The sequence below is a fragment of the Micromonospora sp. HM5-17 genome (assembly GCF_003762835.1).
In the GTDB taxonomy this organism is placed as follows: domain Bacteria; phylum Actinomycetota; class Actinomycetes; order Mycobacteriales; family Micromonosporaceae; genus Plantactinospora.
In genome coordinates this window covers 94261-120449 of the sequence record NZ_RJWA01000003.1, presented here as the reverse complement: position 1 = coordinate 120449, position 26189 = coordinate 94261, and the positions used below count along the sequence as shown (strand labels likewise).

At 72.5% G+C, this 26189-nt stretch carries 21 protein-coding genes and 1 pseudogene; 10 read left to right on the top strand and 12 right to left on the bottom strand.

The window, feature by feature from the left end:
* Window positions 1-105: 105 nt before the first annotated feature.
* Both EF879_RS09955 and EF879_RS09950 read left to right on the top strand, forming a co-directional pair.
* Window positions 106-510 (top strand): CATRA system-associated protein, encoded by a 405-nt coding sequence (locus EF879_RS09955; protein WP_123557168.1) that lies wholly within the window; start codon window positions 106-108, stop codon window positions 508-510.
* The gene (locus EF879_RS09950; RefSeq protein WP_123557166.1) at window positions 500-1987 is read left to right on the top strand and encodes a CATRA conflict system CASPASE/TPR repeat-associated protein; all 1488 of its coding nucleotides are present in this window, start codon (window positions 500-502) and stop codon (window positions 1985-1987) included. The genes EF879_RS09955 and EF879_RS09950 overlap by 11 nt, the downstream gene beginning before the upstream one ends.
* On the opposite strand, the gene EF879_RS09945 is transcribed toward EF879_RS09950, so the two are convergent.
* From EF879_RS09945 to EF879_RS09935, 3 genes are read right to left on the bottom strand one after another with little or no spacing between them, the layout of a single operon-like run.
* Window positions 1975-4368: a CHAT domain-containing protein gene (locus EF879_RS09945; RefSeq protein WP_123557164.1), complete on the bottom strand. Its 2394-nt coding sequence runs from the start codon at window positions 4366-4368 to the stop codon at window positions 1975-1977. The genes EF879_RS09950 and EF879_RS09945 overlap by 13 nt on opposite strands.
* A complete protein-coding gene (locus tag EF879_RS09940; RefSeq protein WP_123557162.1) occupies window positions 4365-5657 on the bottom strand; it encodes a VWA domain-containing protein in 1293 nt (430 codons plus the stop codon). The genes EF879_RS09945 and EF879_RS09940 overlap by 4 nt, the downstream gene beginning before the upstream one ends.
* Entirely contained in the window at window positions 5654-6613 is a 960-nt protein-coding gene (locus tag EF879_RS09935; protein ID WP_123557160.1) for a MoxR family ATPase, read from the bottom strand. Before EF879_RS09935 ends, EF879_RS09940 begins: the two co-directional genes overlap by 4 nt.
* A gap of 155 nt (window positions 6614-6768) precedes the next feature.
* On the opposite strand from EF879_RS09935, the gene EF879_RS09930 reads away from it, so the two are divergent.
* A complete protein-coding gene (locus EF879_RS09930) occupies window positions 6769-7728 on the top strand; it encodes a hypothetical protein (protein WP_158624148.1) in 960 nt (319 codons plus the stop codon).
* A 94-nt stretch (window positions 7729-7822) separates the two neighbouring features.
* Window positions 7823-8689 (top strand): GNAT family N-acetyltransferase, encoded by an 867-nt coding sequence (locus tag EF879_RS09925; RefSeq protein WP_199736301.1) that lies wholly within the window; start codon window positions 7823-7825, stop codon window positions 8687-8689.
* Here the strand turns inward: EF879_RS09925 and EF879_RS09920 are convergent.
* Together EF879_RS09920 and EF879_RS28780 are read right to left on the bottom strand one after the other, a co-directional pair.
* On the bottom strand, window positions 8644-9321 hold the full coding sequence (locus EF879_RS09920) for a response regulator transcription factor (protein ID WP_123557157.1): 678 nt from the start codon (window positions 9319-9321) through the stop codon (window positions 8644-8646). The two genes, EF879_RS09925 and EF879_RS09920, sit on opposite strands and share 46 nt — an antisense overlap.
* Window positions 9322-9391: 70 nt before the next feature.
* A pseudogene (locus EF879_RS28780) lies at window positions 9392-9889 on the bottom strand (sensor histidine kinase); the annotation flags it as partial.
* 950 nt (window positions 9890-10839) lie between these two features.
* On the opposite strand from EF879_RS28780, the gene EF879_RS09910 reads away from it, so the two are divergent.
* Together EF879_RS09910 and EF879_RS09905 are read left to right on the top strand one after the other, a co-directional pair.
* Window positions 10840-11730 carry an ABC transporter ATP-binding protein gene (locus tag EF879_RS09910; protein WP_123557155.1) on the top strand — a complete coding sequence of 297 codons (891 nt, stop codon included), beginning with the start codon at window positions 10840-10842 and terminating at the stop codon, window positions 11728-11730.
* A complete protein-coding gene (locus EF879_RS09905) occupies window positions 11727-12722 on the top strand; it encodes a hypothetical protein (protein WP_123557153.1) in 996 nt (331 codons plus the stop codon). Before EF879_RS09910 ends, EF879_RS09905 begins: the two co-directional genes overlap by 4 nt.
* A gap of 147 nt (window positions 12723-12869) precedes the next feature.
* On the opposite strand, the gene EF879_RS09900 is transcribed toward EF879_RS09905, so the two are convergent.
* From EF879_RS09900 to EF879_RS09885, 3 genes are all read right to left on the bottom strand, one after another.
* Entirely contained in the window at window positions 12870-13550 is a 681-nt protein-coding gene (locus EF879_RS09900) for a lytic polysaccharide monooxygenase (RefSeq protein WP_199736299.1), read from the bottom strand.
* 157 nt (window positions 13551-13707) lie between these two features.
* Window positions 13708-14640, bottom strand: a complete 933-nt coding sequence (locus EF879_RS09895; protein ID WP_370375470.1) for a serine hydrolase — start codon at window positions 14638-14640, stop codon at window positions 13708-13710.
* A 460-nt stretch (window positions 14641-15100) separates the two neighbouring features.
* Window positions 15101-16312, bottom strand: coding sequence for a helix-turn-helix transcriptional regulator (locus EF879_RS09885; protein WP_123557147.1), 1212 nt, complete (start codon window positions 16310-16312; stop codon window positions 15101-15103).
* Between the two features lie 256 nt (window positions 16313-16568).
* On the opposite strand from EF879_RS09885, the gene EF879_RS28065 reads away from it, so the two are divergent.
* The 4 genes from EF879_RS28065 (at window position 16569) to EF879_RS09870 (ending at window position 21103) form a co-directional block, all read left to right on the top strand.
* Window positions 16569-16727: a hypothetical protein gene (locus EF879_RS28065; RefSeq protein WP_233604360.1), complete on the top strand. Its 159-nt coding sequence runs from the start codon at window positions 16569-16571 to the stop codon at window positions 16725-16727.
* Window positions 16669-16875, top strand: coding sequence for an inositol monophosphatase family protein (locus tag EF879_RS28615; protein WP_123557145.1), 207 nt, complete (start codon window positions 16669-16671; stop codon window positions 16873-16875). The genes EF879_RS28065 and EF879_RS28615 overlap by 59 nt, the downstream gene beginning before the upstream one ends.
* 60 nt (window positions 16876-16935) lie before the next feature.
* A complete protein-coding gene (locus EF879_RS09875) occupies window positions 16936-20064 on the top strand; it encodes a DUF3427 domain-containing protein (protein ID WP_123557143.1) in 3129 nt (1042 codons plus the stop codon).
* A 223-nt stretch (window positions 20065-20287) separates the two neighbouring features.
* Window positions 20288-21103, top strand: a complete 816-nt coding sequence (locus EF879_RS09870) for an aminoglycoside phosphotransferase family protein (protein ID WP_233604359.1) — start codon at window positions 20288-20290, stop codon at window positions 21101-21103.
* A gap of 52 nt (window positions 21104-21155) precedes the next feature.
* Here EF879_RS09870 and EF879_RS09865 read toward each other — a convergent pair whose 3' ends face one another.
* From EF879_RS09865 to EF879_RS09850, 4 genes are read right to left on the bottom strand one after another with little or no spacing between them, the layout of a single operon-like run.
* Window positions 21156-22568, bottom strand: a complete 1413-nt coding sequence (locus tag EF879_RS09865) for an AAA domain-containing protein (protein WP_123557141.1) — start codon at window positions 22566-22568, stop codon at window positions 21156-21158.
* Window positions 22565-24082: a hypothetical protein gene (locus tag EF879_RS09860; protein WP_123557140.1), complete on the bottom strand. Its 1518-nt coding sequence runs from the start codon at window positions 24080-24082 to the stop codon at window positions 22565-22567. The genes EF879_RS09865 and EF879_RS09860 overlap by 4 nt, the downstream gene beginning before the upstream one ends.
* Before the next feature lie 52 nt (window positions 24083-24134).
* On the bottom strand, window positions 24135-25277 hold the full coding sequence (locus EF879_RS09855) for a hypothetical protein (protein WP_123557138.1): 1143 nt from the start codon (window positions 25275-25277) through the stop codon (window positions 24135-24137).
* Entirely contained in the window at window positions 25274-26104 is an 831-nt protein-coding gene (locus EF879_RS09850) for a hypothetical protein (protein ID WP_123557136.1), read from the bottom strand. The genes EF879_RS09855 and EF879_RS09850 overlap by 4 nt, the downstream gene beginning before the upstream one ends.
* Window positions 26105-26189 lie beyond the last annotated feature (85 nt).

Genomic DNA, 26189 nt, shown 5'->3' with positions numbered 1-26189 from the left:
ACCGTACGGCCACGCGACCAGTCCGGCCCGGACGACGGCGGCGGACCGGGTTGCCGCTGTTCCGTACCGTTGAGCCGGCGATGACGGTCACTGTGGAGGGCCCGGATGCCGAACCAGCTCTACCGGAACCTGCTGACGCTGCGACGACTGCTGACGGAGTGCGCCAACTGGCGGCTCACCCTGGCGCAGTGGGAGCGCACCAGCCGGGCGGTCGAGGAGCTGGCCCGGCACCTGGCCGCACGGGACGAGCGGGGGATCGACGCCGTCCTGCGGCAGATCGAGGACGTCGAGCCGGGTTCGCGGGTGGTCACCCGAATCGACGACCCGCGCCGGGTCGGCGTGCCGGAGCCGCTGTACACCAGGGTCGTCGAGCTGGTCCCGGTGATCGTGGAGCAGCTCGCCTGGCTCGACGGCAGCGGATCCGACACCTCCGGCGGCCCCGCCCCACCGGCGAGGGGTGACCACCCCCGGTACGACGGATCCGGCCGGGGCCCCAGTCATGCTCATTAGGCCCTGGCTGCTGGCGCACGAGTTCGCCCCACTGGACGGTCCCGTGCTACCGCCGCGACTCCGCGCGGCGTGGCACGGGGTCACCACCACGCTGGGGATGCGATCCGCGGTCGACGTCGACGCGCTCCCCCTCGGCGACGGGGTCGGGACCGGCAGCCTCACCGTGCTCGGCCACGCGCACCGGGCCGTCGAGGGTGACGCCCTGTACCAGGCCGTGCTCTCCAGCTCCGGCGACGCGGCCTGCCTGACCGTGCTGCTCGCCCCGAACGACAACGCCCGCGGCTGGGCCTCGATCGAGGCCGAACTCGACCGTACCGAACCGGCGTCTCCCCCCACCGACCTCGGCGGCGCCCGGGTCTACCTCGGGCTCGTCGACGGTGCCGTGGACCGGGCCACCGCCGAGGCCCTCGCCCCGGTGCTCGCCGCCGAGGTCCCCGACGCCGGAGACGGCACCTGGATCCGGCGGCCGTCCCTGACCACCCACGGCTTCCTGCTGTGGGAGGCACCACCGACCCGGCCCCACCAGCGGCGACTCGTCCTCGTCGGCGCGGCCTCGGCCGAGGTCGAGCTGGACGCCTTCTCCTGGACCCCCGGCGGGGGCCGGCTCGGGCCGTTCGTGCACTACCTGCTCGACGCCGCGAAGCTCCGCCAGCAACGTCGGATCTACCACGCCAGCGGGTCCGCCATCCGGCAGCTTCGCCACGGGACCGACAGCGCGGTGGACCGACTCCTGGCGCTGCACCGGACCACCCCGGTCGCCGCCGCCGACCTGGTCACCGCCGACATCGAACTCACCCACCTCCAGGTGAACTCGACCGGGGTGATCACCACGCACGCCCGGCTCCGCAAGGTCGCCCGCAACGCCGACGCCGTCCTCGGCAACCTCCGCCGGCTGGCGCCACTCGCCCCCGGCTGGCAGGGACCGCTCGCCGACGACCAGATTCTCGGCGAGGCACTGCGCGAGCAGGTCTCCGACGACATCACCGAGCTGGAGATCGCGCGGGACCAGGCGGAGCGGGTCTCGGCGCTCACCGCCTCGGTCGTGCAGCGCGGGCTCGGCGCGGCGCAGCAGCAACTGCTCCTCGTCCAGGCCTCGGTCGTCGGCGCGATCCTGATGATCCTCGCCGCCGTCCAGGCCTTCGAGGCGAAACTGCCGATCCCGGCGTCGCTGCAGACCCCGCTCATCATCTTCCTGGGCTGCCTGGCGCTCGCGCTGCCGACCGCCGTCCTGCGCTGGTCGCGCCGCGTCCCGCAGGACCTTCCGCTGCGTACCGTCGACTTCGTCACGGCCTTTCTCACCGGCGCCAGCGCCGGCTGGCTCGGCGGCACCGGGGTGGCCCGCCTGGCGTACGGGCACCTGCTCCCGGTCGGCTGGACCCTGGCCGTCAGCCTCGCCGTCGGCCTGGCCGCCGTGGGAGTGGCGCTGCTGCGGGACCGGAGCATCCGGGCCGCCGCGCGGGCGGGTCAGCGGACGTAGGCGGCCAGCAGCGCCCAGGTCGGCGCGGCCTCCTTCGGGTACGCCAACTGCACCTCGCGCAGCGCGACGTCGAGCCGGACCGGCCCCTCCCGGACGGCGTCCACGATCTGGGCGGTCATCCGGCTGGTCCGGACGTCCGGAACCTCGTCGATGGCGGCGACCACACACCGCGATCCGCCGGTGAGCAGGGCCATCACGAAGTTCAACGGCTCGGCGTCCTCCGGGTTGACCAGCCGGCCCACGTGGCAGGAGGCGATCAGCACCGAGGTCGGCCAGGTCATCGCCAGTGCCTGCGCGGCCAGCAGCCGCTCGGGCAACAGCAGGTACTGTGCCAGTCCCCGGCCGCCGCCGTGCGAGGCGACGTGCAGAAACCGTACGTCGTCCGGGGCGTCGGCCAGCGCGCTCGGCAGGTCGCCGCCGATCGGAACGGGCGCGCTGTCCGGTCCGATCACGCACCGGCTCAACGGCACCCGGCCATGCTCCTCCGGCAGGTCCCAGGCGAGTCGCTCCTGGACGACATCGACCCCCTGCTCGGCGGTGGAGACGAGCCGGACCAGCGCCGATCCCGTCACCGGCGGCAGCCGCCGGTCGGAGAGACAGGTCAGGACCGGGCACTGGGCGATGACGGCTCGTTCGACCAGCGCCGTGTCGGGGTCGAGCCGCAGCGCCGCCCAGGGCAGCAGGCTCAACGCCGAGTGCGCCGAGATCAGCAGCTCGATCGGGCGGTCCACGGTGGCCGCCAACGCGTCCTCGACGAGCGCGGCCGGAAGGATCTCACGGGCCAGCCCGTACCAGTCCGGGCCCGCCCCCTCCGCGGCCTCGCGCAGCCGGCCCAGCCACGGCGGCTGGTCGGCGCTCCCCTCGAAGAACGCCTGGTACGCCGCTCCGGTCGTGAACCGTTCGAAGCTGATGCGCCGGTCCGGCCGGACCAGCGAACGGAACCAGTTCGTCCGCCCGCCGCCGAGCGTGTCCGGCAGCGCGACGACGTCGAGGGCGTGGCGTCGGCCGAGGGTCCTGAGCAGCCGACGGAGCCGAACCCGTGCCGGCAGGACGGTGTCGGCGAGCATCGGCGACACCTCCTCCTCAAGCCGGAACCGCAGGTGTTCGAGCCGTTCCTCCCGGGCCGCCTCGTCACCGGCGGCGAACGACGCCACCGGCGGGTCCTCGGCGTTGATCACCTCGTCGAGCAGGCCGCCGAGGTGCGGGCTCATCAGCAGTCGGCCCTCCCGGATCCGGCTGGCGAATCCGGTCTGCTTCGCCGACAGCGCGACCCGCAGCCCGAGCCGGGCCGCCGGCTGACCGGGCACCCGCGCCGCGAGCAGGGCGATGTCGCCGTACACCCGGCGAAACACCACGGCCAGCGGCGCCCGGGATCGGGCGATGACCCGCCACCGCCCGCGAATCCGCTCGGCGATGGCGAGTGCCTGTCCGCCGAGGATGATCGCCTCGCGCCTCCGGTCCGCATCCGCCGACGCCCCGGGATCGTCCGGCTCGTCGCCGTCCCGCCCGACGGCGGCGAGCAGTTCGGCGAGGCTGAGGGTCACCGACAGGAGATGTACCGCCCGCGCCTCGTCCAGCCAGGACCGCAGCACCCCGGTCACCGGGTCCGGTGGGTGCGCGGCGGCGCGGAGCTGCCGCAGTGCCGACCGCAGCCCGCGCAGCGCCGTCGGGTGGTCGCCCTGTCGCCAGGCGGCCAGGCCCCGGACCAGGTCCAGGCGGTGCCGGGTCGAGAAGCCGGCCGCGCGGGTCTCGGTCCAGTACCGGTCCCGCTCCCCGAGCGCGCTCGGGACCTGCGCGGCCTGACCGGCGGCGATCAGGCAGGCGCCGGTCTCGTAGAGGTAGTGCGCGAGGTGCGGTTCGGCCCCGGTGCCGAACAGCTCCTCGGCCGGGACCACGACGAGTTGGAGTGCCTCGGCGTACCGGCCGTGCAGGCGGAGGTTCCGGGCCCGCTGGTAGGTGTTGAAGACCCCGAGCGTCAGGTCGTGGTCGAGCCCGTCACCCCCGAGCACCCCGCCCGGGGCGCCGTCGAGCTCCTCGGCGGCGAACGCGTACATCTCCTCGGCCGGGTGCGGGCTGGAGACCGGGATGCCGAGCCGTTCGCAGAAGCAGACGATGGTCGCCGCGTACGACCACGCCTGGGCGCGGATCGCGCGTCGGCGGGACGAGGTCTCCGCCAGGTAGTGGCGCAGCGCCAGCCCGAAGACGTCCGGCTCGTTCTCGGCCCGCCGCGCCAGGCTCTCCCGCTGGCGGACGATGCCGACCGCCTGCTCCGCGTCTCGGGCCAACTGCAACAGGTCGTCCCGGGCCAGCGCCCGGTCGACGTCCACGGACGCGGCGCTCGCCGCGTCGGCGTCCGATGGCCGTACCGTCCGTTCGGTCATCGTCGCATTACCTCCGCCAGGTCCCGCAGGGCCGCGAAACTGTGCCCGGGCAGCGCGTCGTCGACGTACCGCAGGCTGGCCACCAGCCCGGGCGCCATCGGTCGGAAGCCGGGCCAGCCCTGCTGCGGGTTCACCCAGATCAACCGGTACGCCAGCCGGGACAGCCGCTCGACCTGGCCGGCCAGCAGCGCCGCCGGACCCGAGTCGTGCCCGTCGGAGGCGATCACGACCGTCGCGGAACGGACCCGACGGTCTCCGCCGTACGCGCGGAGAAACTCCCGTAGACACCGGCCGAGTCGGGTCCCGCCACCCTGGTACGGCTCCACCTCGGCCAACGCCGCCATGGCCCGCCGCGGGTCGCGAACGGCGAGCGCCCGGGTGACCCGGGTGCACCGGGTGCCGAGGGTGAAGACCTCGGTCGTGGTCGGGGCGGCGACCAGCGCGGCGTGGGCGAACCGCAGCAGCGCCTCGCGGTAGCCGGTCATCGACTCGCTGACGTCGACCAGCAGGGTGAGCCGCCGGGGCCTGACCTTCCGGCGCCGGTACCGCGGGTGCGCTGGCTCGCCGCCGTCGCGCAGCATCGTCCGGAGCGTGCCGGCCGGGTCGAGCCGTCGTCGCCCGCCCGGGCGGTGCCGACGGGACGGGTGGTCCGGGCGGGTTCGGGCCAGCCGGGCGATCAGCGCGAGGATCTCGGCGCGTTCGGCGTCGGTGAGGGTACGCAGATCCCGTCGGGCCAGCACCTCGGTCGGTACGGCACGAAGACCCGGCAGCCATGTCCCCTCGGCGCCGGTGCCGTCTCCGGCGGTGTTCCCCTCCTCGGTGCCGCTCCCGGCGGGCATCGCCGGGTCGGCCGGATCGGCGGGTACACCGGTACCACGGAGCCCTCCCGTGGCCGGCTCGACCGGAGACGGCGCGACGGCGGACGACGCGGCCACGGACGGCGGGACCGGAGACGGCGCCGGCAGCCCGGCGGGCTCTCCGGGATGCCCCGGACCGGCCGGCTCTGGCTGCCGCCGCCCGGCGAGCCAGGCGGCGAAGGCGGCCTCGAACGCGACGAGGTCGGCGGGGCTGGCGCAGAGCGTCAGTCGGGTCCCCCAGTAGAGGCTGTGCCGGTCGACGGGGCCGAGTTCCGCGACCGCGGCCAGGGCGAACCCGACCCGCGCCGCGTCGACGCCGATACCGGCCTCGCGCAGCCGACCGGCGAGATCGGCGAGGTCGGACCCGAGGTCAGGTCCGTAGCCGGGACCAGGGTCGGCCCGGGCGTCGGCGCCGGGGTGGTCGGGGATCACGCCGGCGTCCCGGTCGCTGCGTCGCGGCCGGCCGCCGGGGTGCCGACCGTCGTCCCCCCGCTCCCAGCCCGGCCGTCCGGCGGCGCGGGCCGGGCCAGTTCCCGACGTACCGTGGCGCGGTCCTCGTGGTGTTTCGCGACCGTGCCGAGGGCCGCCTCGGCCAGCGTCGGGGAGAGCCGCGACTCGCCCAGCTCCAGGGCGGCGCGGGCCAGGTCGAGAGACTCGGCGATGCCCGGTGGCTTCACCAGGTCGGCCCGGCGCAGCCGGGCCATGGCGGCGGCGATGTCGGCCGCGAGACGCGCGTCGAGCCCGGCGAGCCGGCGGCGCAGGATCTCGGTCTCCCGGGTCACGTCCGGATGGGCGATCCAGTGGTAGAGGCAGCGGCGCTTGAGCGCGTCGTGCACCTCCCGGCTGCGGTTGGAGGTCAACACGACCAGCGGCGGTACGGCGGCCCGGATCGTGCCCAGCTCCGGGATGCTGACCGCGTAGCTCTCCAGCACCTCCAGCAGGAACGCCTCGAACTCGTCGTCGGCCCGGTCGATCTCGTCGACGAGCAGGACCGCCGGGGCGTTCTCCAGGGCCTGCAGGACGGGTCGGGCGACGAGGAACTCCCGAGTGTAGAGCGAGGCGGTGGCGGCGGCCGCCGCCTCGGCGTCAGCCGCCTCGCCAAGCGCCCGCAACCGCAACAGCTGCCGGGGGAAGTTCCAGTCGTACAGCGCCTGACTGGCGTCGATACCGGCGTAACACTGGAGCCGGATCAGCGACGCGCCGAGCACCCGCGCCAGCGCCTCGGCCAGCGCGGTCTTGCCCACCCCGGGCTCGCCCTCCAGGAAGAGGGGCCGGCGCAGCCGGACGGCGAGAAAGACCGCCGCGGCCAGCCCCTCGTCGGCGAGGTAGCCGACCTCCGCGAGCGCGGCGGCGACCTCCGCCGGGCTCGTCGGATGCGGTACGGGCATCTATCGAGTGTGGATGGAGCCGGCCGGCGCTGTCGAGCATCCCGGCGGCGGCAGCGGACGCCAGGATGGTGCGGAATCGACCGGTACAGTGTCGCCATGCGTCACGTCGTCGCCGTTGCCACCCGGCGGATCGCCGCTGCTCACCGGATCAGCTCGTGAGCCACTTCCCTCCGGTACGGCTGCCGGTCTGGCCCGCCGGCGGCGCGTCGACCGCCACGCTGGCCGAAGACATCGCGGACTGGGTCGGCTCGGCGGCGCTGGCGGCCCTCGTCGAGAGGTTCGGCGGGACGGTGCCCGCGGGTGACACCGGCAGCCGGCTGGCCTATCTGGACGACTTCTCGATCGTCTGGGACAGCCGCCGCGGCGGCGAGCGCAGCCAGGCCCGGTACGCCGAGCACGACGAGCCGACCCGGCGGCTCGTCCTCGCCGCCGCGACCGCGCTGGGCCTGGCCGGGCGGGAGCGACCGGCGGCCGACCACTACGACCACGTGCTGATCCTCGGCGGCGGCCCCATCACCGGCCGGGCGCGGTCCCGGTTCGCGGCCGACCTGCTGGCCGGCGGGGTCACCACCGGCGCGGTCGCGGGCCTGGGCAGCCTCCGTCCGCTGCCGGTGACCTCGGCGGCGCTCGGCGCCGCGGTCGAGCTGACCGAGGGCGACGGCATGCTGATGGCGGCCCAGGAGGCGTTCCCGCCGCTCGGCGACACCACCGTCCGGCAGGGCACCACCGAGGCGGGCCACGACTGGTGGGTCAAGACGTACCCGTCGGAGGTGGGGCCGGTCAGCGTCGTCGCCGCGCCCCCGACCCAGCCGGGACGCCGGGCGAACACCGCGGACACCATGCTGGCCTGGGCGGATCTGGTCGGTCGGCCGACGCCCCAGGAGCGGATCCTCCTCGTCACCACCCATCTCTACGTGCCGTTCCAGCACGCCGACGCGATCAGCACACTGGGGCTCCCGTACCGGTGCGGGATCGACACCGTCGGGTTCGACACCGCGACCTTCCAGGCCTGGCCGAAGGGGCCGGCACACGTCGGCGAGTTCCTCCAGGAGCTCCGCTCGGCGATCCGGTCGCTGCGTACGCTGTACGACAGCCTTCAGCGCATCTCCTCGTAGCGCGATCGGCCCGGCACCGTCCCCGCCGACGGACCGGGTTTTCGCTGGTCGGTAGCATTCTTCGGATGGTGGTCCGGCGGAGGGCGACGGTGGCATGAGGGCGGAGATCCGCCCCTTCGCCGAACGAGACCGCGCCCGGCTGCGGGCGCTCTTCGGTCGTGCCGGTCAGGGCACGCCCACGGCGTCGCTCTGGGGACACGAGGAGTCCCAGGCCGCCGTCTTCCTGACGCCGTACATGGATCTCGAACCCGAGTCGCTGTTCCTCGCGCTCCTGGACGGCGAGCCGGTCGGCTTCCTCGCCGGGTGCCTCGACAGCGCCCGGTTCCCCAGCGAGGGCCGGCGGATGGGCCGGGCGATCGGCGCCCACCGACTGTTCCTGCGGCGACGTCCGCTGGCGTTTCTGCTGCGCGCGGCGCGGGACGGACTCGGGGCGGTGATCCGCCGCGAGCCGGTCCCGGGCCGCTTCGTGGACCCACGCTGGCCCGCCCACCTGCACATCAACGTCGCCCCGCAGGCCCATGGTACGGGGGTCGCGGCGGCGCTCATGAACCACTGGCTCGACCGGCTCGTCGAGTCCGGCACCCCGGGGTGCCACCTCCAGACCCTGGTGGAGAACACCCGCGCCGTCCGCTTCTTCACACAGATGGGCTTCGTCGCGTACGGGCCGACTCCGGCGGTGCCGGGCATCCGGCACGACGGCCACCGCCTGCACCAGCTGACCATGGTCTGGACCGCGCCGGCGGGGCGCCCGCCCCGGCAACGGCCGGCCCCCAGGGTGGAGCCCGCCCCGGCAACGGCCGGCCCCCAGGGTGGAGCCCGCCACCCGGCCCGCCGGGTAGCCGACCCTGGCGAGTCGGCTGAGCCCGCGGCGACCCCCGCCGGAAACGAGGTCGGGTCTCAGGACCCGACGGCCGGTCAGGTCGGTTTGCCGCCGCCCGGGGTGACCAGTCCGGTCTCGTAGGCGACGATGATGGCCTGCGCGCGGTCGCGGAGCCCGAGCTTCGACAGGATCCGGGCCACGTGGGTCTTGACGGTCGTCTCGCTCAGGTGCAGCCGGGCGGCGAGTTCGGCGTTGGTCAGGCCCCGCGCCAGGTGCTGAAGCACCTCCAGCTCACGCGGGGTGAGCGTGGACAGGTCGCGGTGCAGGGCGTTGTGGTCGTCCTGCCGGGCAAAGCGCTCGACGAGGCGGCGGGTGATCGTGGGGGCGAGCAGGGCGTCGCCGTCCTGGACCAGGTGCACCGCGGCGACCAGCCGCTCGGGGGAGACGTCCTTGAGGAGGAAACCGCTCGCGCCGGCAGCCAGCGCGGCGTACACGTAACGGTCCAGGTCGAACGTGGTCAGGATGATGATGCGCGGGGCCGGCACCGCCTCGGCCATGATCCGCCGGGTGGCCTCCAGCCCGTCGATCTCGGGCATCCGGATGTCCATCAGCACCACGTCCGGGCGGGTACGGCGAACCGCGGCGATCGCCTCCGCGCCGTTGGCCGCCTCGGCGACCACCTCGATCCCGCCGTCGGCGCCGAGGATCATCGCGAAGCCGGTACGGAGCAGGGCCTGGTCGTCGGCGATGACGACGCGCAGCTTGCCGCTCACGGCCGCTCCACGGGATGACCGCGCGCACCCGGTACCCACCGGAGGGCACCGGACCGGCGTCGAGGGTGCCGCCGTAGATCGCGAGCCGCTCGCGCAGGCCGATCAGCCCCCGACCGTTGCCGAACCGGGCCGACGCCGACGCCGTACCTCCGGTGTCGGAGACGTCGATACGCAGCCCCTCCGGCCCGTGGTCGATCCGCACGATCACGTGTGCCCCGGCGGCGTGCTTCATCACGTTCGTCAGCGCCTCCTGAACCACCCGGTACGCGGCGAGATCGACGCCGCCCGGCAATGGATCGAGGGTATCGGCCGCGGCCAGCTCGACGGAGACCCCGGCGGCCCGGACCCGGGCCACCAGCGCCGGCACCTGGGCGAGGCCGGGCGGCGGGGTGAGGTCGTCCGACCCGGGTTGGTCGTCGGGGTCGCCGTCCATGCTGAGCAGACCCATGACGTGCCGCAGCTCGCTCATCGCGGCGCGTCCGCCCGACTCGATCGCCAGCAGTGCCTGGTGGGCCATTTCCGGCGCGGTGGTGAGCACGGTCCGGGCGGCACCCGCCTGCACCACCATCACGCTGACGTTGTGGGTGACCACGTCGTGCAACTCCTGGGCGATACGGGCCCGCTCGCGCTGCACGGCCAGCCGGGTCTCGGTCTCCCGCTGCGCCTCGACGGCCCGGACCCGCTGCTGGAGGGTGTGCACGGCGTTGGCCGCGAGCGCCACCGGGATCAGGAGAAAAAGGAAGATCAGCTCGGGCTGGGTCTGCGGCAGGTTGTCCCGGTGCCCGGTGACGATCAGTACGGCACCGGCCAGGACGCTCGTCACCGCCGCCACCCGGTACGGGCTGTACATCACCGCGCCGTACCCGACGATCACGCAGGCGGCGAAGGTGAACGTGGCGTCGAGGCCGCTCTTCCCGTGGTACAGCTCGCTCGCCAGGACCACCACCCAGAACACCGCCAGGGGGTAGCGCCGGCGAATGGCGACCGGCAACGCGACGGCCAGCGCGAACACCGCCCAGAGGACGAGTTCGGCCGGCGAGATCGGCTCGGGCTGCGGGGGAATGATCCATTCGGGTGGTACCACCAGCCGCCGGGGCGCGGCCGGCATGTCCTGCTGCCGCGCCGGTACGTCGCCGTTGATCAGACCGTTGAGAGTGCCGACGGCGAGCGCGACGGCGAGGAGCGCGTCCGCCCCCCAGGCCCAGCGGGACGGGCGGGGCGGCGGGACCGACGTCCGCCGCCGCAACGTGGCGAGCCAGGCCCGCCAGCGTTCCATCGCCGCTGCCCAGTGCACCGTGCAAGTGTGGCAGGGCCGGTCCGGCCGCCACATCATCCGCCACGACGTCGGGGGGCCTCCTCGGTGCGTACATCGCACGGAGGACCCACCGCTGAATCCTCCCCGCGATGGCGTCCGGTTCGTCGCCGCGACCGACGTGCCCGCGCGCCGGCCGCTCCTAGCGTTCCCGCCGACACCGACCGGGGGTCACCCCGAACCGTCCGTCACGCAAGGAGTCCGCCATGACCAGCCCCGTGCTCCGAGCCGAGGGCCTGACCAAGCGGTACGGGCAACGCGTCGCGTTGTCCGATTGCACTCTCTCCGTCCCGCCCGGCCGGGTTGTCGGGCTGGTCGGCCCGAACGGCGCCGGCAAGACGACCCTGCTCCAACTGGCGGTCGGCATGCTGTCCCCGACCGCCGGCACCATCGAGGTGGTCGGCGGCCGTCCCGCCTCCGGCGCCGCGCAGCTCGCCAAGGTCGGCTTCGTCGCCCAGGACACCCCCACCTACGCGAACCTCTCCATCGCCGACCACCTGCGCCTCGGTGCCCGGACCAACCCGCGGTGGGACCAGCGGACGGCCGAGGAACGGATCGCGCAACTCGGCCTCGACCCGGGGCAGAAGACGGGCCGGCTTTCCGGCGGGCAGCGTGCCCAGATCGCGCTGACCATGGCCATCGCGAAACGCCCGGAGCTGCTGATCCTCGACGAGCCGGTGGCTGCCCTCGACCCGATGGCCCGGCGGGAGTTCATGGTGAGCCTCGCGGCCTACACCGCCGAGCACCGCACCAGCGTGATCTTTTCCTCGCACGTGGTCTCCGACCTGGAGCGCGTCTGCGACTACGTGATCGTCCTGGTGGCGTCCCGGGTCCGGATCGCCGGCGGTGTCGACGAGCTGACCGCCGGTCACCAGCGGCTCACCGGCACCCGCCGTACCGCGGCCGACCTGCCCGCCGGGCTCCAGGTCGTCGAGGAGAGCCACACCTCGCGGCAGTCCACCTTCGTCGTACGCGGCGGCGTCCCGGTCGAGGACCCGACGCTGACCGCCGAACCCGTCGATCTCGAAGCCCTGGTCCTGGCCTACATGTCGCAGGCTGTCACGTCGCCCCGGCCCGAATGGGAGGCCACCCGATGATCTGGTTCACCTGGCGCCAATTCCGCACCTCGGCGCTGATCGCCGTCGCCGTCCTGGCCGCGTTCGGCATCCTGCTGCTCCTCACCGCCGGGACCATCACCGACCTGTACGCCGAGGTCGCCGCCTGTTCCAGTGACTGCGACGCCGTGACCGAGAACTTCCTCATACAGGTCCGCGACAGTGCCGCCGGCACCGTCTACCACCTGGCGCTCGCCGTCCTGTACGTGGCACCCGCCCTGATCGGCGTCTTCTGGGGCGCTCCGCTGATCGCCCGCGAACTCGAGGCCGGCACCCACCGCCTGGCCTGGAACCAGTCGGTCACCCGTACCCGCTGGCTCGCCGCCAAGCTCGCCCTCGTCGGCGCCGCCTCGGCGGCGGCCGCCGGCCTGCTCAGCGTGATCGTCACCATCTGGGCGGAACGTATCGACAGCGCCGCCGGCGACCGGATCACCCCGCTGGTCTACGGTGCCCGCGGCATCGCCCCGGTCGGCTACGCCGTCTTCGCGTTCGTCCTGGGCGTGACCTGCGGCATGCTCGTCCGTCGAACGATGCCGGCGATGGCGGCCACCCTGGCCGGCTACATCGCCGCCGTCGCGTCCATGCCGCTGTGGATCCGCACCCACCTCGCTCCCGCACGTCACGAGACTCCGGCGCTGGACCTCGACAGCCTGGCCATGATGGGGATCCGCCAGGACGGCAGCGTGGACGTGCGCGGCGGCGACGTGGCCAACGCCTGGACGGTGTCGAACCAGACGATCACCCCCGGCGGCGAGGTCTTCCACGGCCCCGTCGACCCGAACTTCTGTGGCCCGGGCGGCGGGGGGCCGGAGAGGTGCCACGCCTGGCTCGGCACCCTCGGCCTGCGCCAGGAGGTCGTCTACCACCCGGACAGCCAGTTCTGGACGCTGCAGTGGATCGAGACCGGGATCTTCCTCGCCCTCGCGGCCCTGCTGGCCGGGTTCTGCTTCTGGTGGATCCGCCGGCTTGCCTAGACATATCGACGGTCGCCGGTACGCGGTGCGTGCGGGACCGTCGAGGGTATCAGCCGATGGCGTGACTTCGGCCCGGGACGTCGTCCCGGGCCGAAGTCATGCCAGGATGTCGGGTTTCCGATCAGGCAGTGCGGTGGTCGCTGCCGATCAGACGATGTTGATGTCGCTGCACCACATGTACGTCTGGTCCATGTGCGACGCCTTCCAGATCACGAAGAGGATGTGGTGTCCGGTGCGTCCAGAGGTCGAGACGTTGAACGAGATGTTCTGCGCCGGGGCGTAGCGCCCGGTCGTCAGGATCAGGTCGAGGTTCCCCCAACCGAGGCGCTGGGTGGTCGGGTTGAACCCCTGCTTGGTCACGTAGACCCGGAAGAAGTCAGCGCCGTGGCTGGCCTGGTCGTACAGCTGGACCGTGAAGCTGCGGCCGACGGTGGTCGTCTTCCACGGTCCCGGCTGGTTCAGCGAGTCGTTCCGGGCCAGGGCGTTGCTGCAGAGCTGCCCGTCGGGGGTACGGGCCTCGTACTGCCCCGCGAGCCCGTCACGCAGCGCGCTCATCCAGTTCCACATGGTGTCGGGGTTGGCCTGGAACGCCTGGTAACACATGGGGTCCTCTTGCTGCATGATCGGGTTCATGTGCTGGTTGCCCCAGGTCTTCCAGCACTGGTAGGCCCGGCTCATCGGGTTGACGATGGTGCCGTGGGCCTGGGCCGTACCGGTGAAGGTCAGCGTGCCGAGCACCATGGCGAGCGCCATGAGGAGCGCTCGAAGGGACCTGCCGACGGCGGACCGGGATCGCCGGCCGGACTGGTCGGGCTTGTGTGAACGCACGGTACGTCCTCCGTTCATCGACGCTCGAGATCGAATGTGGGAGCGCTTCCATACCAGTAAAACATCTACAAACCTAAATATCAATGAATGTCTATTGAGATTGGACCGCGTCGAGGAGGTGGGATGGCGCCCGGGCGGCCCGCTCCGTCACGGGGTCTCACGACTCGGCGGCCGAGGACGGCTCGGGAACCGACGGCGAGGCGTCGGGTGCGGGGGTGACCAGCTGACTCGCCACGCGTGCGCAGGTCCTCGCGCCGTAGCTCAGGCCGTGGGTGCCGGGGTACCGCATCATCGCGGCCAACACCCAGTCCTTGGTGAGCGCGAGGCAGTTCACGTGCCAGTTGCCGTCGTAGTTCAGCCGGGTCCAGCCGTTCTTGATGCTGACCGGCCCCTGGTCGAGGATGCTGTCGGGCAGGCCGTCGATGATGCCCCAGCGGCCGCCGCCGCTGCGCTCCCACTGTTCGTCGATGCTGCCGCGGACCTCGCTCATGGTGTCGAGCAGCCACTGGGTCCACCGGGGACCGGCAGCCCTGCCGCTGGCGACGCAGTCGCCCATCCGGACCGCGTCGCGCGGTGACATGGTGGTGAAGCTCCACCAGCCGCGATAACCCGGCACGGTGCCGGGTGCGGTCTCGGTCAACCCGCAGATCCTGATCAGCCGGTTGAGGACGGCGGAACGACCACCGGCGTTCCAGAGGGCGTTGGCCGCGTCGTCGTCACTGTCCACGATCGCGACCCTGGCCTGCGTGAGTCGCTCCGGGCTGGGCTGCTTCTCGCCGAGCCGGCGCAGGTAGTCGGCGACGATCCACACCTTCAGCATCGACTCTGTCGAGTTGGTGGCGGTCATGTTCTTCGCGCCCGAGAGCTTGCCGGTCTTCCGCTCCAGCAGTGCCCAGGAGAAGAAGCTGCCCTCGAAGGACACCGAGACCGGCCTGGCGGTCAGCGTCGGCGGCGGGGTGGGAGTTGTTCGCACGGCGGCCGGGCTGCCGCCGCCCCCACCACCGGCGCCGGTCCGGCCGGACAACCGGACGTACGTGGCCGGGACCAGTACGGCGACACCGAGCACCGCCGCCGCGACGGCGAGCACCATTACCAAACGAGAACGCACACCGTATGCGACGTCGATCCTTCCGTACCTGCTGCTTCGGTCGACCACCTGACGCGGTCGCCAGTCACGATGACGAACGGACCCTCAAGCCGTGGCCTGTCGGTTCGATAGGCGTACACCTGCGCCGGGTCCAGGCCGCGCCACCGGCGTACCCGGAACGTCGCGGCCCGGACCAGATGCGGACCCAGCCGACTCCCCGCCCGACAGATCACGACCGCCGCACCTTCGACGCCTCCAGCGCGGCGGCCAGGTCGGCGATGCTCGGTGCTGACAGAGGTCGTGTCACCGCGTCCGATCAAAACGGTCACGGCAGGACCAGCAGCGACTGCCAGCACACCTGATGGCCTTTGATGTAGCTATCCCTGCCGCGACTGCGTGACTACGCTAGGTGCCTGGCAAGAAAGCAATGGGTACCCGGCGTACCCGGTTACGCGGTGTCTCCCTACGGCGTCACACCGGCACGTTGGGCAAGCTCGACCGCCTCCGCTCGGATCGATGCCGGCGCCTCGGTGACGAGCCGGCTGAGCATGTCCCGGGCCGCCGGACTGTACCGCACCGTTTCCGGCGAGGTCGCGTCCGCCTTGGCCAGCAGGTGCAACGTGGCCTCCCGCGCGCCCTCCAGGTCAGCGCTACGAGCCAACTCGACGTAGTGCCGACCGCGCCGCTCGGTCGACGGGATCGACGCCGGGTCGAGCGAGTGCGCCCGACGCTGCGCCTCGTCCGGATCACCGAGGTCTACCGCGCACATGACCGCGTAGACCTCGACCAGGGGACGGGATACCCGGGTACGTAGCCCGACGAAGTCCGCCGGCAGGGCGCGGTGTACGACATCCCGGGCGATCTCCCAGTCGGACCAGGCCCCCTGGTCGCCGGTACGCGCCCGGGTCAACGCCGCACAGAGGTGCAGGTCAGCCAGCATTTCGGCATACTCGACCGGGCCGTCCGCAACGCGCGGCTCGATCAGTGACCTCGCTTCGGCGAGCCGGACCAGCGCCTCGTCGCCGCGACCGACCGAGCGAAGCAGGTGCGCCGCGTACCAGCTCGCCTGGGCGATCGCGATCGGATCGTCGGCGTCCAGGGCAGCCGTCATCCCCCGGTCGACGGTCAGCCAGCACAGCTCTCGGTCGCCGTGCCAGGCGAGAAACGCCTGGGCCAGGTGGTAGGCCTGCGCGAGCATGGCGAGGGAGCGTCGCCGCTCCATCCCGGTGTGTAGCCGTACCGCGCGCTGCGCGGTGTCAAGCAGACCCGGCAGAACCGCACCGGCTTCGGACCGCTGGTACCGGGAGGTATGCCAGGTCTGCCAGGCCGAATCGACGGCACCACGCAGATAGTCCGGTGACGCCGGCTCGCCACCGACATGGACATGCCAGGCCGTCAGGGCGCGACGAACGTTTTCGACCCTCGGATGCGTGGACCGACTGTCGAGCGACAGCGTCACGCTCGGTCCGAACAGGTCACCCAGATCCCGTACGCCGAGGTGCGGGGCAATCTGCTGCGCAGCCCGGAGAGTCAGCGAGCGCTTGCCGTTTTCGATGAACTTCACCGTGGTCGGTGAGAGCCCGGCGAGTCCGGCGAGTCGTTCCCTGGAGAGCCCCGCCGCGCGGCGAAGGCGTTCGACCCGCTTGCCTGGGGTGGGCTCGGTCCGGTCTGTCATCGCGCACCTCACCGCGTCTGGGTACATCGTGTACCCAGACGGTACGCCGATCGATCGACAACCGCCATAACTGAATTGCCGAAGTGGGCATCGTTCGGTATGTGGCGATATTCGATCAAGCAAAAGGGGCTCTCCGCCGGTCCGTGGCCACCACCGTCCCGAGCCGCACCTACACCGATTATTGGCCTTCCACGCCGTGTCGGCTGACGCACATCATGCAGGTCCGACGAGGTCACACCGACTCACAATGGCTGCTGTGACTATGTATTCCGGGCTGATGTCGATCGCGGTCGAGGCCATCGAGCGAGCAGGCGACATCGTTCGGCACGAACTTTCCGGTGCCCTGACGGCCAAAGGTGACCGGGACGTCGCCTCGGAGTTGGACTACCGGATCGAGCGAGAGCTTCGGGCATAACCTGCACAAGGTCACGCCACACATCGGCTTCCTCGGCGAGGAGGAGGGCGCGAGCGGGCCAGACGGGCTGCAGTGGGCGCTCGATCCGATTGATGGCACCGCGAATCTCGTCCGCGGCCTCCCGCCCAGTCCTGGGCTGAACGGTTGACGCGTACCCCCGACAGGTCATCGATTCCAGAGGATGGCCTGAGCGGCTACCCTCCCTCGGGTGACCGAGCTGGCACCCGGCATCTATGAACGCCTCATCACCACCGACGTCGCCCGCCAGCTCCAATGCCTCGATCCCCACCTCATCGAGCGGGCGGCCCTGGATCCGGCCGACGCCCACGAGATGCTCGCCCGGCACATCGCGGCGCTGGCCCGTCGCGCCCTCCGTGCCGTCCCCGGCAGCCCAGACCCCGACCGGGTGGCCCGGCAGGTCGAGCTGGCCAACCAGATCGCCGAGGGGATCGCCGCTCTCGACCCTCGGGCCGCCACGGCCGACGACCAGGTGACAGAGGCGCACCGGCAGCTTCTCACCGCTATCGCCCGGCCGCCGACCCCACCCGCCCGGCCGCGGTTTCCCGACCGCCCCAGCACTCCGCTCTCCACCGGTGCACTACTGGTCAATGGTCGTCACCAGCCCCGCATCGGTCACGAGGTCGTCACCGAGATGGCCTCCGCCGATCAGGTTGACCTGCTCTGCGCCTTCATTACCTGGACGGGCGTACGCATCCTGGAGCCCGCGATCCGCGACCTGATCGCCCGCGGCGGCCAGCTTCGGGTCATCACCACCACCTACCTCGGGGCGACCGACCAGCGCGCCGTCGACCGGCTCAGTGACCTCGGCGCCACCATCAGAGTCTCGTACGAGACCAGGACCACCCGGCTGCACGCCAAGGCGTGGCTCTTTCGCCGCCGCAGCGGAGTGACCACCGCGTACGTCGGCTCGTCAAACCTGTCCCGGGCCGCGCTGGTCGACGGCCTGGAGTGGAACATACGGGTTTCGAGCCTGGAGCAGCCGCACGTCATCGACACCTTCGAGGCGACGTTTACTGACTACTGGAACGATCCGGCTTTCGAGGAGTACGACCCGGCGCGGGATCGTGACCGCCTCCACCACGCGCTCCGACACGAGCGCCAGCAGTACCGGTCGAGCGGTGTTCGGCTCGTCGACCGCGAGGCGTCGAACATCGAGTTCACCAGCCTCGACGTGCGGCCATACGGCTACCAGCAGGCGATTCTCGCCGACCTCGAAGCCGAGCGCCTGGTACACGGCCGGCACCGCAACCTGGTGGTGATGGCGACCGGCACCGGCAAGACAATCGTCGCCGCCCTGGACTACCGCGAGCTGCGCAACAGGTACCGAGTCGACTCGCTGCTCTTCGTCGCGCACCAGGAGCAGATCCTCCGGCAGAGCCGATCTGTCTTCCGGCACGTCCTGCGGGACGGTAGTTTCGGCGAGGTCCTGGTCGGTGGCGAGAAGCCCCGCGAGTGGCGGCACGTCTTCGCCTCCGTGCAGTCGCTGCACCGGCTCAGTGACGAGGAGCTGCCGCCGGACCGGTTCGACATGGTGATCGTCGACGAGTTCCACCACGCCGAGGCGCCGACGTATGCCCGGCTCCTGGAACGGCTGAATCCCCGGGAACTCCTCGGGCTCACCGCGACCCCGGACCGCGCCGACGGTGGCGACGTACGCCGCTGGTTCGGTGGACGTACCGCCGTCGAACTACACCTCTGGGAGGCGTTGGAACGGCAGCTTCTGACGCCGTTCCAGTACTTCGGCCTGCACGACGACGTCGACCTGTCGAGGCTGCGCTGGCGGCGCGGCCAGGGCTACGACCCGGGCGAGCTGAGCCGCGTCTACACCGGCAACGACGCCCGCGTTGCGAAGATCCTCCAGGCGGTGCGCGACCTGGTCGACGTACACCGCATGCGCGCGCTCGGGTTCTGCGTCAGCGTCGCGCACGCCGAGTACATGGCCGCCGCCTTCGACAAGGCCGGGGTGCCGGCCGTCGCGGTGACGTCCCGGCTCGATCCCGGCGAGCGCCCGCCACTGATCGACCGGTTCCGGCGCGGCGAACTGCGGGTGCTCTTCACGGTCGACCTGTTCAACGAGGGTGTCGACCTACCGATGGTCGACACGATCCTGATGCTGCGGCCGACCGAGAGCGCCACCATCTTCCTTCAGCAGCTCGGTCGGGGTCTGCGACTAGACCCGGGCAAAGCCTGCCTGACCGTCCTCGACTTCATCGGTGGTCAGCACGCCAACTTCCGGTTCGACCTGAGGTGGCGGGCGCTCACCGGGATCAGCCGCCGCGCCCTCACCGAAGCCGTCGAACACGACTTCCCGCACCTGCCGAGTGGCTGTCACATCCAGCTCGACCGGGTGGCCAAGGAGATCGTCCTGGCCAACCTTCGCGCCGCGCTACCCAACTCGACCGCGAACCTCACCAGGGAGTTGCGCGGCCTCGGGAACGTCAGCCTCAGCGTCTTCCTCGCCGAAACCGGCCTGGAGCCGGAGGACCTCTACCGCCGGAAGGCTCTTGGCGGCTGGGCCGGGCTACGCCGTCGCGCCGGCCTGAACCAGCGACAGCCCGGCCCGGACGATGCCGCCCTCGGCGCCGCGATCGGTCGGATGCTGCACCTGGACGATCCCGACCGGATCGACCTGCTGCGCCGGGTCGCCGCCGGGGAGCACCCGGGGCCCGGCCGACTCGCGCACCTGCTGCACGTCGCGCTCTGGGGCAACAGGATCCCGCTTGACCGTGTGGGGGAAGGGCTGAAGCGGCTCTGGGCGCACCCGGACCGGTGCGCCGAGCTGGCCGAGCTGGCGGACGTCCTTCAGCAACGTATCCACCGGGTCACCCTCGGGCCGATCACCGCAACCGTGCCGCTGCGGGTACACGCCCGGTACAGCCGCGACGAGGCGTGCGCCGCCTTCGGCGTACCGAACCCGACGCAGCTCCGGGAAGGGGTGAAGTGGGTCCCGGACGAGCAGGCCGACCTCTTCTTTGTCACCCTGGTCAAGTCCGAGCGCCACTACTCCCCCACCACGATGTACGCCGACCGGGCCATCTCCGAGACGCTCTTCCAGTGGGAGTCACAGAGCACCACCTCGGCGGCCTCCCCGACCGGGCAGCGCTACCGCCACCACGCCGCGCGAGGCTCGACAGTGCACCTGTTCGTCCGCGAGACCAAGGTCCGGGACGGCGACCTCGGCGCGCCTCCATACCTGTATGCCGGTCCGATGACGTACGTTTCCCACACCGGCGACCGACCGATGCGCGTCATCTGGCGGCTTTCCCATTCCCTGCCGCCCGACGTGTACGCCACCGCCCGCACCGTCGCCGCCTGACCTTGCGCAGAGCCGAAAACTCGTTGCCGAGCCAGGCGCACCTTGGTATGCGTTGGCGATGCCGATCGATCCTCACCTCGTCGTCTCCCCGGTGACATGCCCGGACGCCGGCGACGAGACAGGGACGTCTCGATGAGCGACACGCCGCAGCTCGGCCCGTCCCCGAACGCATCGCCATCGATGCCGAGCTGGTACGTCGGCTGATCACCGACCAGTTTCCCCAGTGGGCCGACCTGCCGGTCCAGCCGGTCGCCGACGGCGGTTGGGACAACTGGACCTTCCATCTCGGCCCGGCGATGCCGGTACGGCTGCCCAGCGCGGTCGAGTACGCCCTGGCGGTCGACAAGGATCACCGCTGGCTGCCGGAACTCGCCCCCCCCAGCTCCCGCTGCCCATCCCCGTCCCGCTGGAGAGAGGGGAACCCGGCGCAGGCTACCCCTACGCGTGGTCGGTCTACCGATGGCTCGACGGCGAGCCCGCAAGTATCGACCGCATCGCCGACCCAGTCCGGTTCGCCCTTGATCTGGCCGGGTTCCTGTCGGCGTTACAGGGCATCGATCCCACCGACGGTCCCCTTCCCGGGCTGCACAACTGGTTCCGGGGCGGCACGCTGCGCACCTTCGATGGAGAGGTCCAGCGCGCGTTGACGACGCTGGACGGCCACATCGACGTCGACCTGGCCCGCGATATCTGGACGAGCGCACTGGACGCGTCCTGGGACGGCGCGCGAACCTGGTTTCACGGTGACGTCGCCCAGGGAAACCTCCTGCTCAAAAACGGAAGGCTGACCGCGGTCATCGACTTCGGAACGTACGGCGTCGGCGATCCGGCCTGTGACCTGGCGATCGCATGGACGTTGTTGACCGCCGAGGGCCGGGCGGCGTTCCGAGAGCGGCTATCCGTCGACGCGGCGATGTGGGCACGCGGACGCGGCTGGGCCCTGTGGAAGACGCTGGCCGCATGTGCCCGGACCGTGGGCCGGGCCGACGAGGAGGCCACGAGTGCTCGACGCGTCCTCGGCGAAATCCCCGCCGGCTGACCTGGCTCCTTTTCGAGGCGGAACCGGGCGGCAGGTCGGCGCACCGGGGCCGCTAGCGGGCCGTCGTCCGATGGGCCGCCAGGCGGGCCAGCATCGCCTGGTTCGCCTCCCACCCGTCCGGGAACTTGACCGGGACGTTGAGGTGGACCGGCTCGGTCGAGGGGTGAGCGTCGAGCAGCTCGGCGATGCCCGCCCGGGCCACCACCACGCAGGCGTGCCGGTGCCGCGAGGTCAGCACGCACAACCGCCCCGCCTCCAGGTGGAACGCGGTCGCGTCCCGCCGCCCCGACAGCGGGTGCAGCACGATCGTCACGTCGTACTCGCGGCCCTGGAGCCGGTTGGCGGTGTCGACGGTGATACCCGCCCCGGCCGGGCCGAGCTGGGAACGGATCGCCGCCACCTGATCCCGGTGCGCCGCCCCGATCGCGATGCGGTCGGCGGTCACCGGCCGCCCCGCCGGATCCCGCTCCGAGACCGCCACCGCACCCCGTTCCAGCAGCCGCAACGCCAGTCTGGCGCAGGCGGCGGCCGCCTCGGCGTCGGTCCGCAGGGTGTGCCGGGCCGGCAGCTCGTACAACGCCCAGCCGGTGGAGGCGGCCAACTCCAGCGCCTCGTCCACCGGCCCGCCGCCGAGCCCCGCCGTGGTGAAGCTCAGCGACCGCTGCGCCTCGGTCGTGCCGGCGGAGAAGCCGGTGAACGGATAGAACGCCTCGGCCACCACCGGCGCCGCCGAGGCGGGCAGTCGCCACGACACCGGCAGCCGGTGCACCGGCAGCTCGGGGTTGTGCCGCAGCAGCGCCGCGACCGCCGACTGCATCGGATCCCAGGTCAGCCCGACCCACCGCTCGGTCTCGACCGTCGAGAACGGATCGAGCTGTCCCGGGTCGCCGACGAACAGCGCCCGGTCGAACCGACCGGCCACCCGCAGCAGCGCGTCCGAGCGCATCTGGTACGCCTCGTCCACGATCGCCCAGGGCCAGCGTCCCTCCGGGACCATCGCCCACTTCGCGGCCGTACCGATGATCACGGATGACCCGCCGAGGTCCGCGACCTTGGCCGCGACCCGGACCGTCGAGTAGTGCCGGACCCGCTCGCTCGCCGTGTAGTCGTTCGCCGAGAGCCGCCCGATCGGCAGGTCGGGCTCGGCCTGGGCGAGCCGGTCGATCAGGTCGTCGACCTGCTCGTTGGTCTGGGCGACCACGATCAGCGGTTCGCCGGCCCGGGCCAGCTCGCCGGCGGCCCGCACCACCAACGTCGACTTCCCCGCCCCGGGCGGCGAGTCGACCACCACCCCCCGGTGGTCCCCGGAGGACAGCTCGGCCAGCACCCCGGCGACCGCCCGCCGGGCCGCCTCGTCGGGTGGCACCGCCGACCCGGCCGGCCCGGCACCGGCGCCGGCGCGTGGCGCCACCACGCCGAGGGACGGCGTACCCGGCAGCACCCACCGGTACGGGGTCGTCGTCATTCCCACTCCTCCAGGGCGTCCTCGGCGGTCGGCTCGACCGCCTCCTCGTCCGCCGTCGGCGGACCGCCGTGCGTCCACGGCGTCTCCTCCCGGGCCGGGAACTCGCCGGGTGGCATGAACCCGTCGGAGAGCGTGGTGTAGCAGACCCGCTCCCCCACCTCCGGCACACTCCCCGGCGCCGGGGTCAGCGCCCGGCCCAGCCCGCCGGTCAGCTCCAGCACCACGTCGGTCCCGGTGCCGTCGGGCCGCGGCGTCACGAGGACGACCCGGGCCTTCTGCTGCGGCCGGTCCGGCGAGTAGACGGCCGTGCCCGGGGTGACCTGCACCGGATCGGTCGTCCGAAGCATGATCCTCGGCCGCAGCACCCGACGCCTGCCGCTGTCGTCGATCCGGTTCGGGTCGGCCAGCGTCACCTCACCGACGAACGCCTCACCGGTGAGCCGGTAGTCGGCCATCACCAGCGGGTCGTCGTACGCCCGCTGGACCGCGTACGACTGGAGCGCCCGTTCCAGCCGGTGCAGGCGTTGCGCGGCGACGACCGCCCCGTCGCGGCGCGGCTGCGGGTGGCCGCCCTCGTCCAGGTAGGACGCGAATCCGGTGAAGGCGTCCCGGTCCTCCGCCCAGCGCTGCGCCACCCGCGCCCCGGGCGGCAGGTCGCGCAGCAACGCCAGCCCCCGCCACATCAGCCGCCAGGTTGGGGCGAGTTGTCCCCGCAGCGCCTCGGCCAGCGCCTCCCGCGCCCGGGCCTGCCGCCCGGGATCGTCGCCCGCCTCCGCGTACGCGGCGATCAGCGGCGCCAGCACCTCGTTGTCGAAGGTCGGGTCGGTCAGCGGTCCGGCCGGCGGCCAGGTCAGCGGGTCCTCGGCCCGGGCCGCGGCCTCCGCCCCGGTGAGCCCGTCCGGCGGGTCGATCCAGGCCAGCAGTGCGGCCAGGTGATTGTCCTCGAGCGGGGACTGCCCGGTCGCCCAGTGCAGGGTCAGCGCCTCGGTCATCGCCAGCAGCAGGCACGAGCCGGGATGCTCGGCCCGGTCGGCGAGGAACGTCAGCCAGCGGCCGAGCAGCGGCACCGACGGGTGCACCGGATAGTCCCCGTCGGTACGACGGAACCGCGTCGACCGGCCGAGGAGCCGGGTGAACTGGATTCCGGCCGGGTTCGGCACCAGCACCTGCGGCGCGTCGACGTACCGGTGCCGGATCTCCTTGCCCCGGTTGACCGGGACCGCCTCCGCGACGCCCCGGAAGCTGTCCAGGTACGGCAGCAGCACCTCGGCCAACTCGGCGGCGAACCTGAACCGCTGGTCGCGATTGCGGGGCTGCGGCACCACCAGCAGCCGCGGCGCGGCCGGGTCGGTGCCGACCAGCGCGGCGAGCGGGGCGTTCGCCTCGCCGGCCATGCTCAGCGGTACGAAGACCAGCGGCCGGGCGGCGACGTGCAGGTGCCGTACCGTGGTCGTACGCTGGGCGAAGCCGGCGGCCACCGCCTCGGCCCGGGCCAGCGCGACGAGGGTGCTCATCCGCCCACCCGCCGGCGGTTCGCTGTCGTGCCGGCGCTCCGACGGCGGGCTGTCATGCCGGCGCTCCGGCCAGGGCCTCGGCGCGCAGCCGGGCCGCGGCCTGGAGCAGCGCGGCGGCCTCCGCCTGCTCCTCGGCCGGGGGCAGCACGTCGTGCGCCAGCGCCAGCGCGGTCTCGACCCGGTCGATCCCGCCCAGCGCCTCCCGGGTCGCCGGACCGAGCGCCGCCGTGCAGCCGCGCGCCTCGTGCCGGCAGAAGTACGCCAGCTCGCAGACGGCCAGGCAGTCCGGGGTGTAGCGGGCGTCGATCGCCCGCAGCGCGGTGACGATCGCGGCCGGGTCGCGGGTCGGCACCCCGGCGGCGTCCGGCGCCAGGTCGAAGCTGAGGTCCGGCGGCAGCGCGGCCAGCAGTTCGTCGATCCGGGTCATCCGGCCCAGCTGCCGGCGCAGCACCGCGAGCTGCTTGCGGACGTCGACCAGCACCGCCGTCGGCCGGTTGGAGAAGTCGCGCGGGCAGACCAACACCACGTCGTGCGAGACGATCTCCGGGTCGAACCCGGCCTCGGCCAGCAGCTCCCGCATCGCCAGCACGTAGACCGCCGACTGGATCGCCGCCGAGGAAACCTTGCCCGCGTCGGCCTGCCCGTCGACGATCGCGAACGACTTGATCTCGACGACGTGGAACCGGCCACCGGCCTGGAAGGCGATCAGGTCCGGTTCGAGGTAGACCGGCTGCCCTGCGACGTTGATCCGCAGCAGCGGGTGGTCGAAGAGGGTGCCGGCGTCGCCGGCCCCGGTGGCGGCCCGGATCAGCAGGGTCCGGGTACGCGCGTACCGGACCTCCGGGCTCTCCTGCTCCCGGCCGGTCACCGACGCCAGGTCGTCGTACGCCACCTCCGGGATCGACAGTCCGAGTCGTTCCCGCAGCAGCGTCAGCAGTTCGGCGGCGCCGTCCGCCTTCACCTGCGCCTCGAACGCGTTTCCCCGGGCGATCGCGAACTGGGACTGGCCGAACCGGGCCGGAAAGTCGACGTACGCCGCCAACCGCTGCTTGTCGATTCCGGCGCAGTCGAGGACGGCCCGACGGGCGCAGCCGGGATTGCGGGTCAGCGCGGCGATGGTCCGGGCGTTGTGCCGCTTCGGCTTCGCCCCGCCCCGGATCGCGGCCAGCCGTTCGGCGGTGTTCATGCTGGTCATGCCGTCTTCGTCCCCCTGACCCGGTCCAGTGTGTGGCCGAAGAGCTGCGCGACGTCGTCGAGCTGGCGACGGGCCCGGTCGGCCGCCGCCGCCCGCTGCGCCCGGTCGGCCTCGATGTGCACCTCGAGTTCGTCCCCGGCAGCTTCGATGATCACCCTCGTGTCCACCGTGGCGGGAAGCTGCCCGGGTGCGGCGGCGCCGGGAATGTTGGTGGCGAACCGCCAGAGCAGCCGGGTGACCGCGGCGCTCACCCGCGGCAGCCGGGCCGCCCGCTCGGCGATCCGGACGGCCGCGGTCAGGAAGTGGACCCGCGGACTGAGCGGGCCGACGATCCGCCGCTCCAGCGGCCAGGTCGAGACCGCGAAGAGGCCGCGCGCCGGCGTCAGGTACTCGGCGGTCAGCGCGGAGCAGAGATAGTACGGCCGGGCGCGCCGCGCGGTCTCGTACGAGCGCCGCTCGTCCCGGCGCAGGTGGGTGAGACGCCCGGCGGCGAGTCCCCCGGTGCCGAAGAACGCCTCGTGGACGTCGGCGATCAGCTTCGGCGCGGCGGGGACGGTGAGCAGGGTGAGCGCGTCGTGCACCTGTTCCCGCACCGGCAGCAGCGGGGTCACCGGCCGGGCCGGGACAGCGCGGGTGGCGACCGGCTCCGGTTTCGGCGCCGTCGCCTCGGCGAGGTTGGCGATCGCCTCGTCCCAGGCGCGTTCGGCGGCCCGTAGTTCGGCCCGGAGTGCTCGGGCCCGCGCGGTGTCCCCGGCCACCACCGACCGACGTACCGCCGCCCGCAGGGCGTCGATCCGCCGTTCCAGCACCTCCACCGGCTCGGCCACGAGGCGTGAGCGTACAAGTTCCAGTCTTTTCCAGCAAAGACTCCTATGTCCGCGTGCCGACCCCACATGCAAAAATCGATGTACA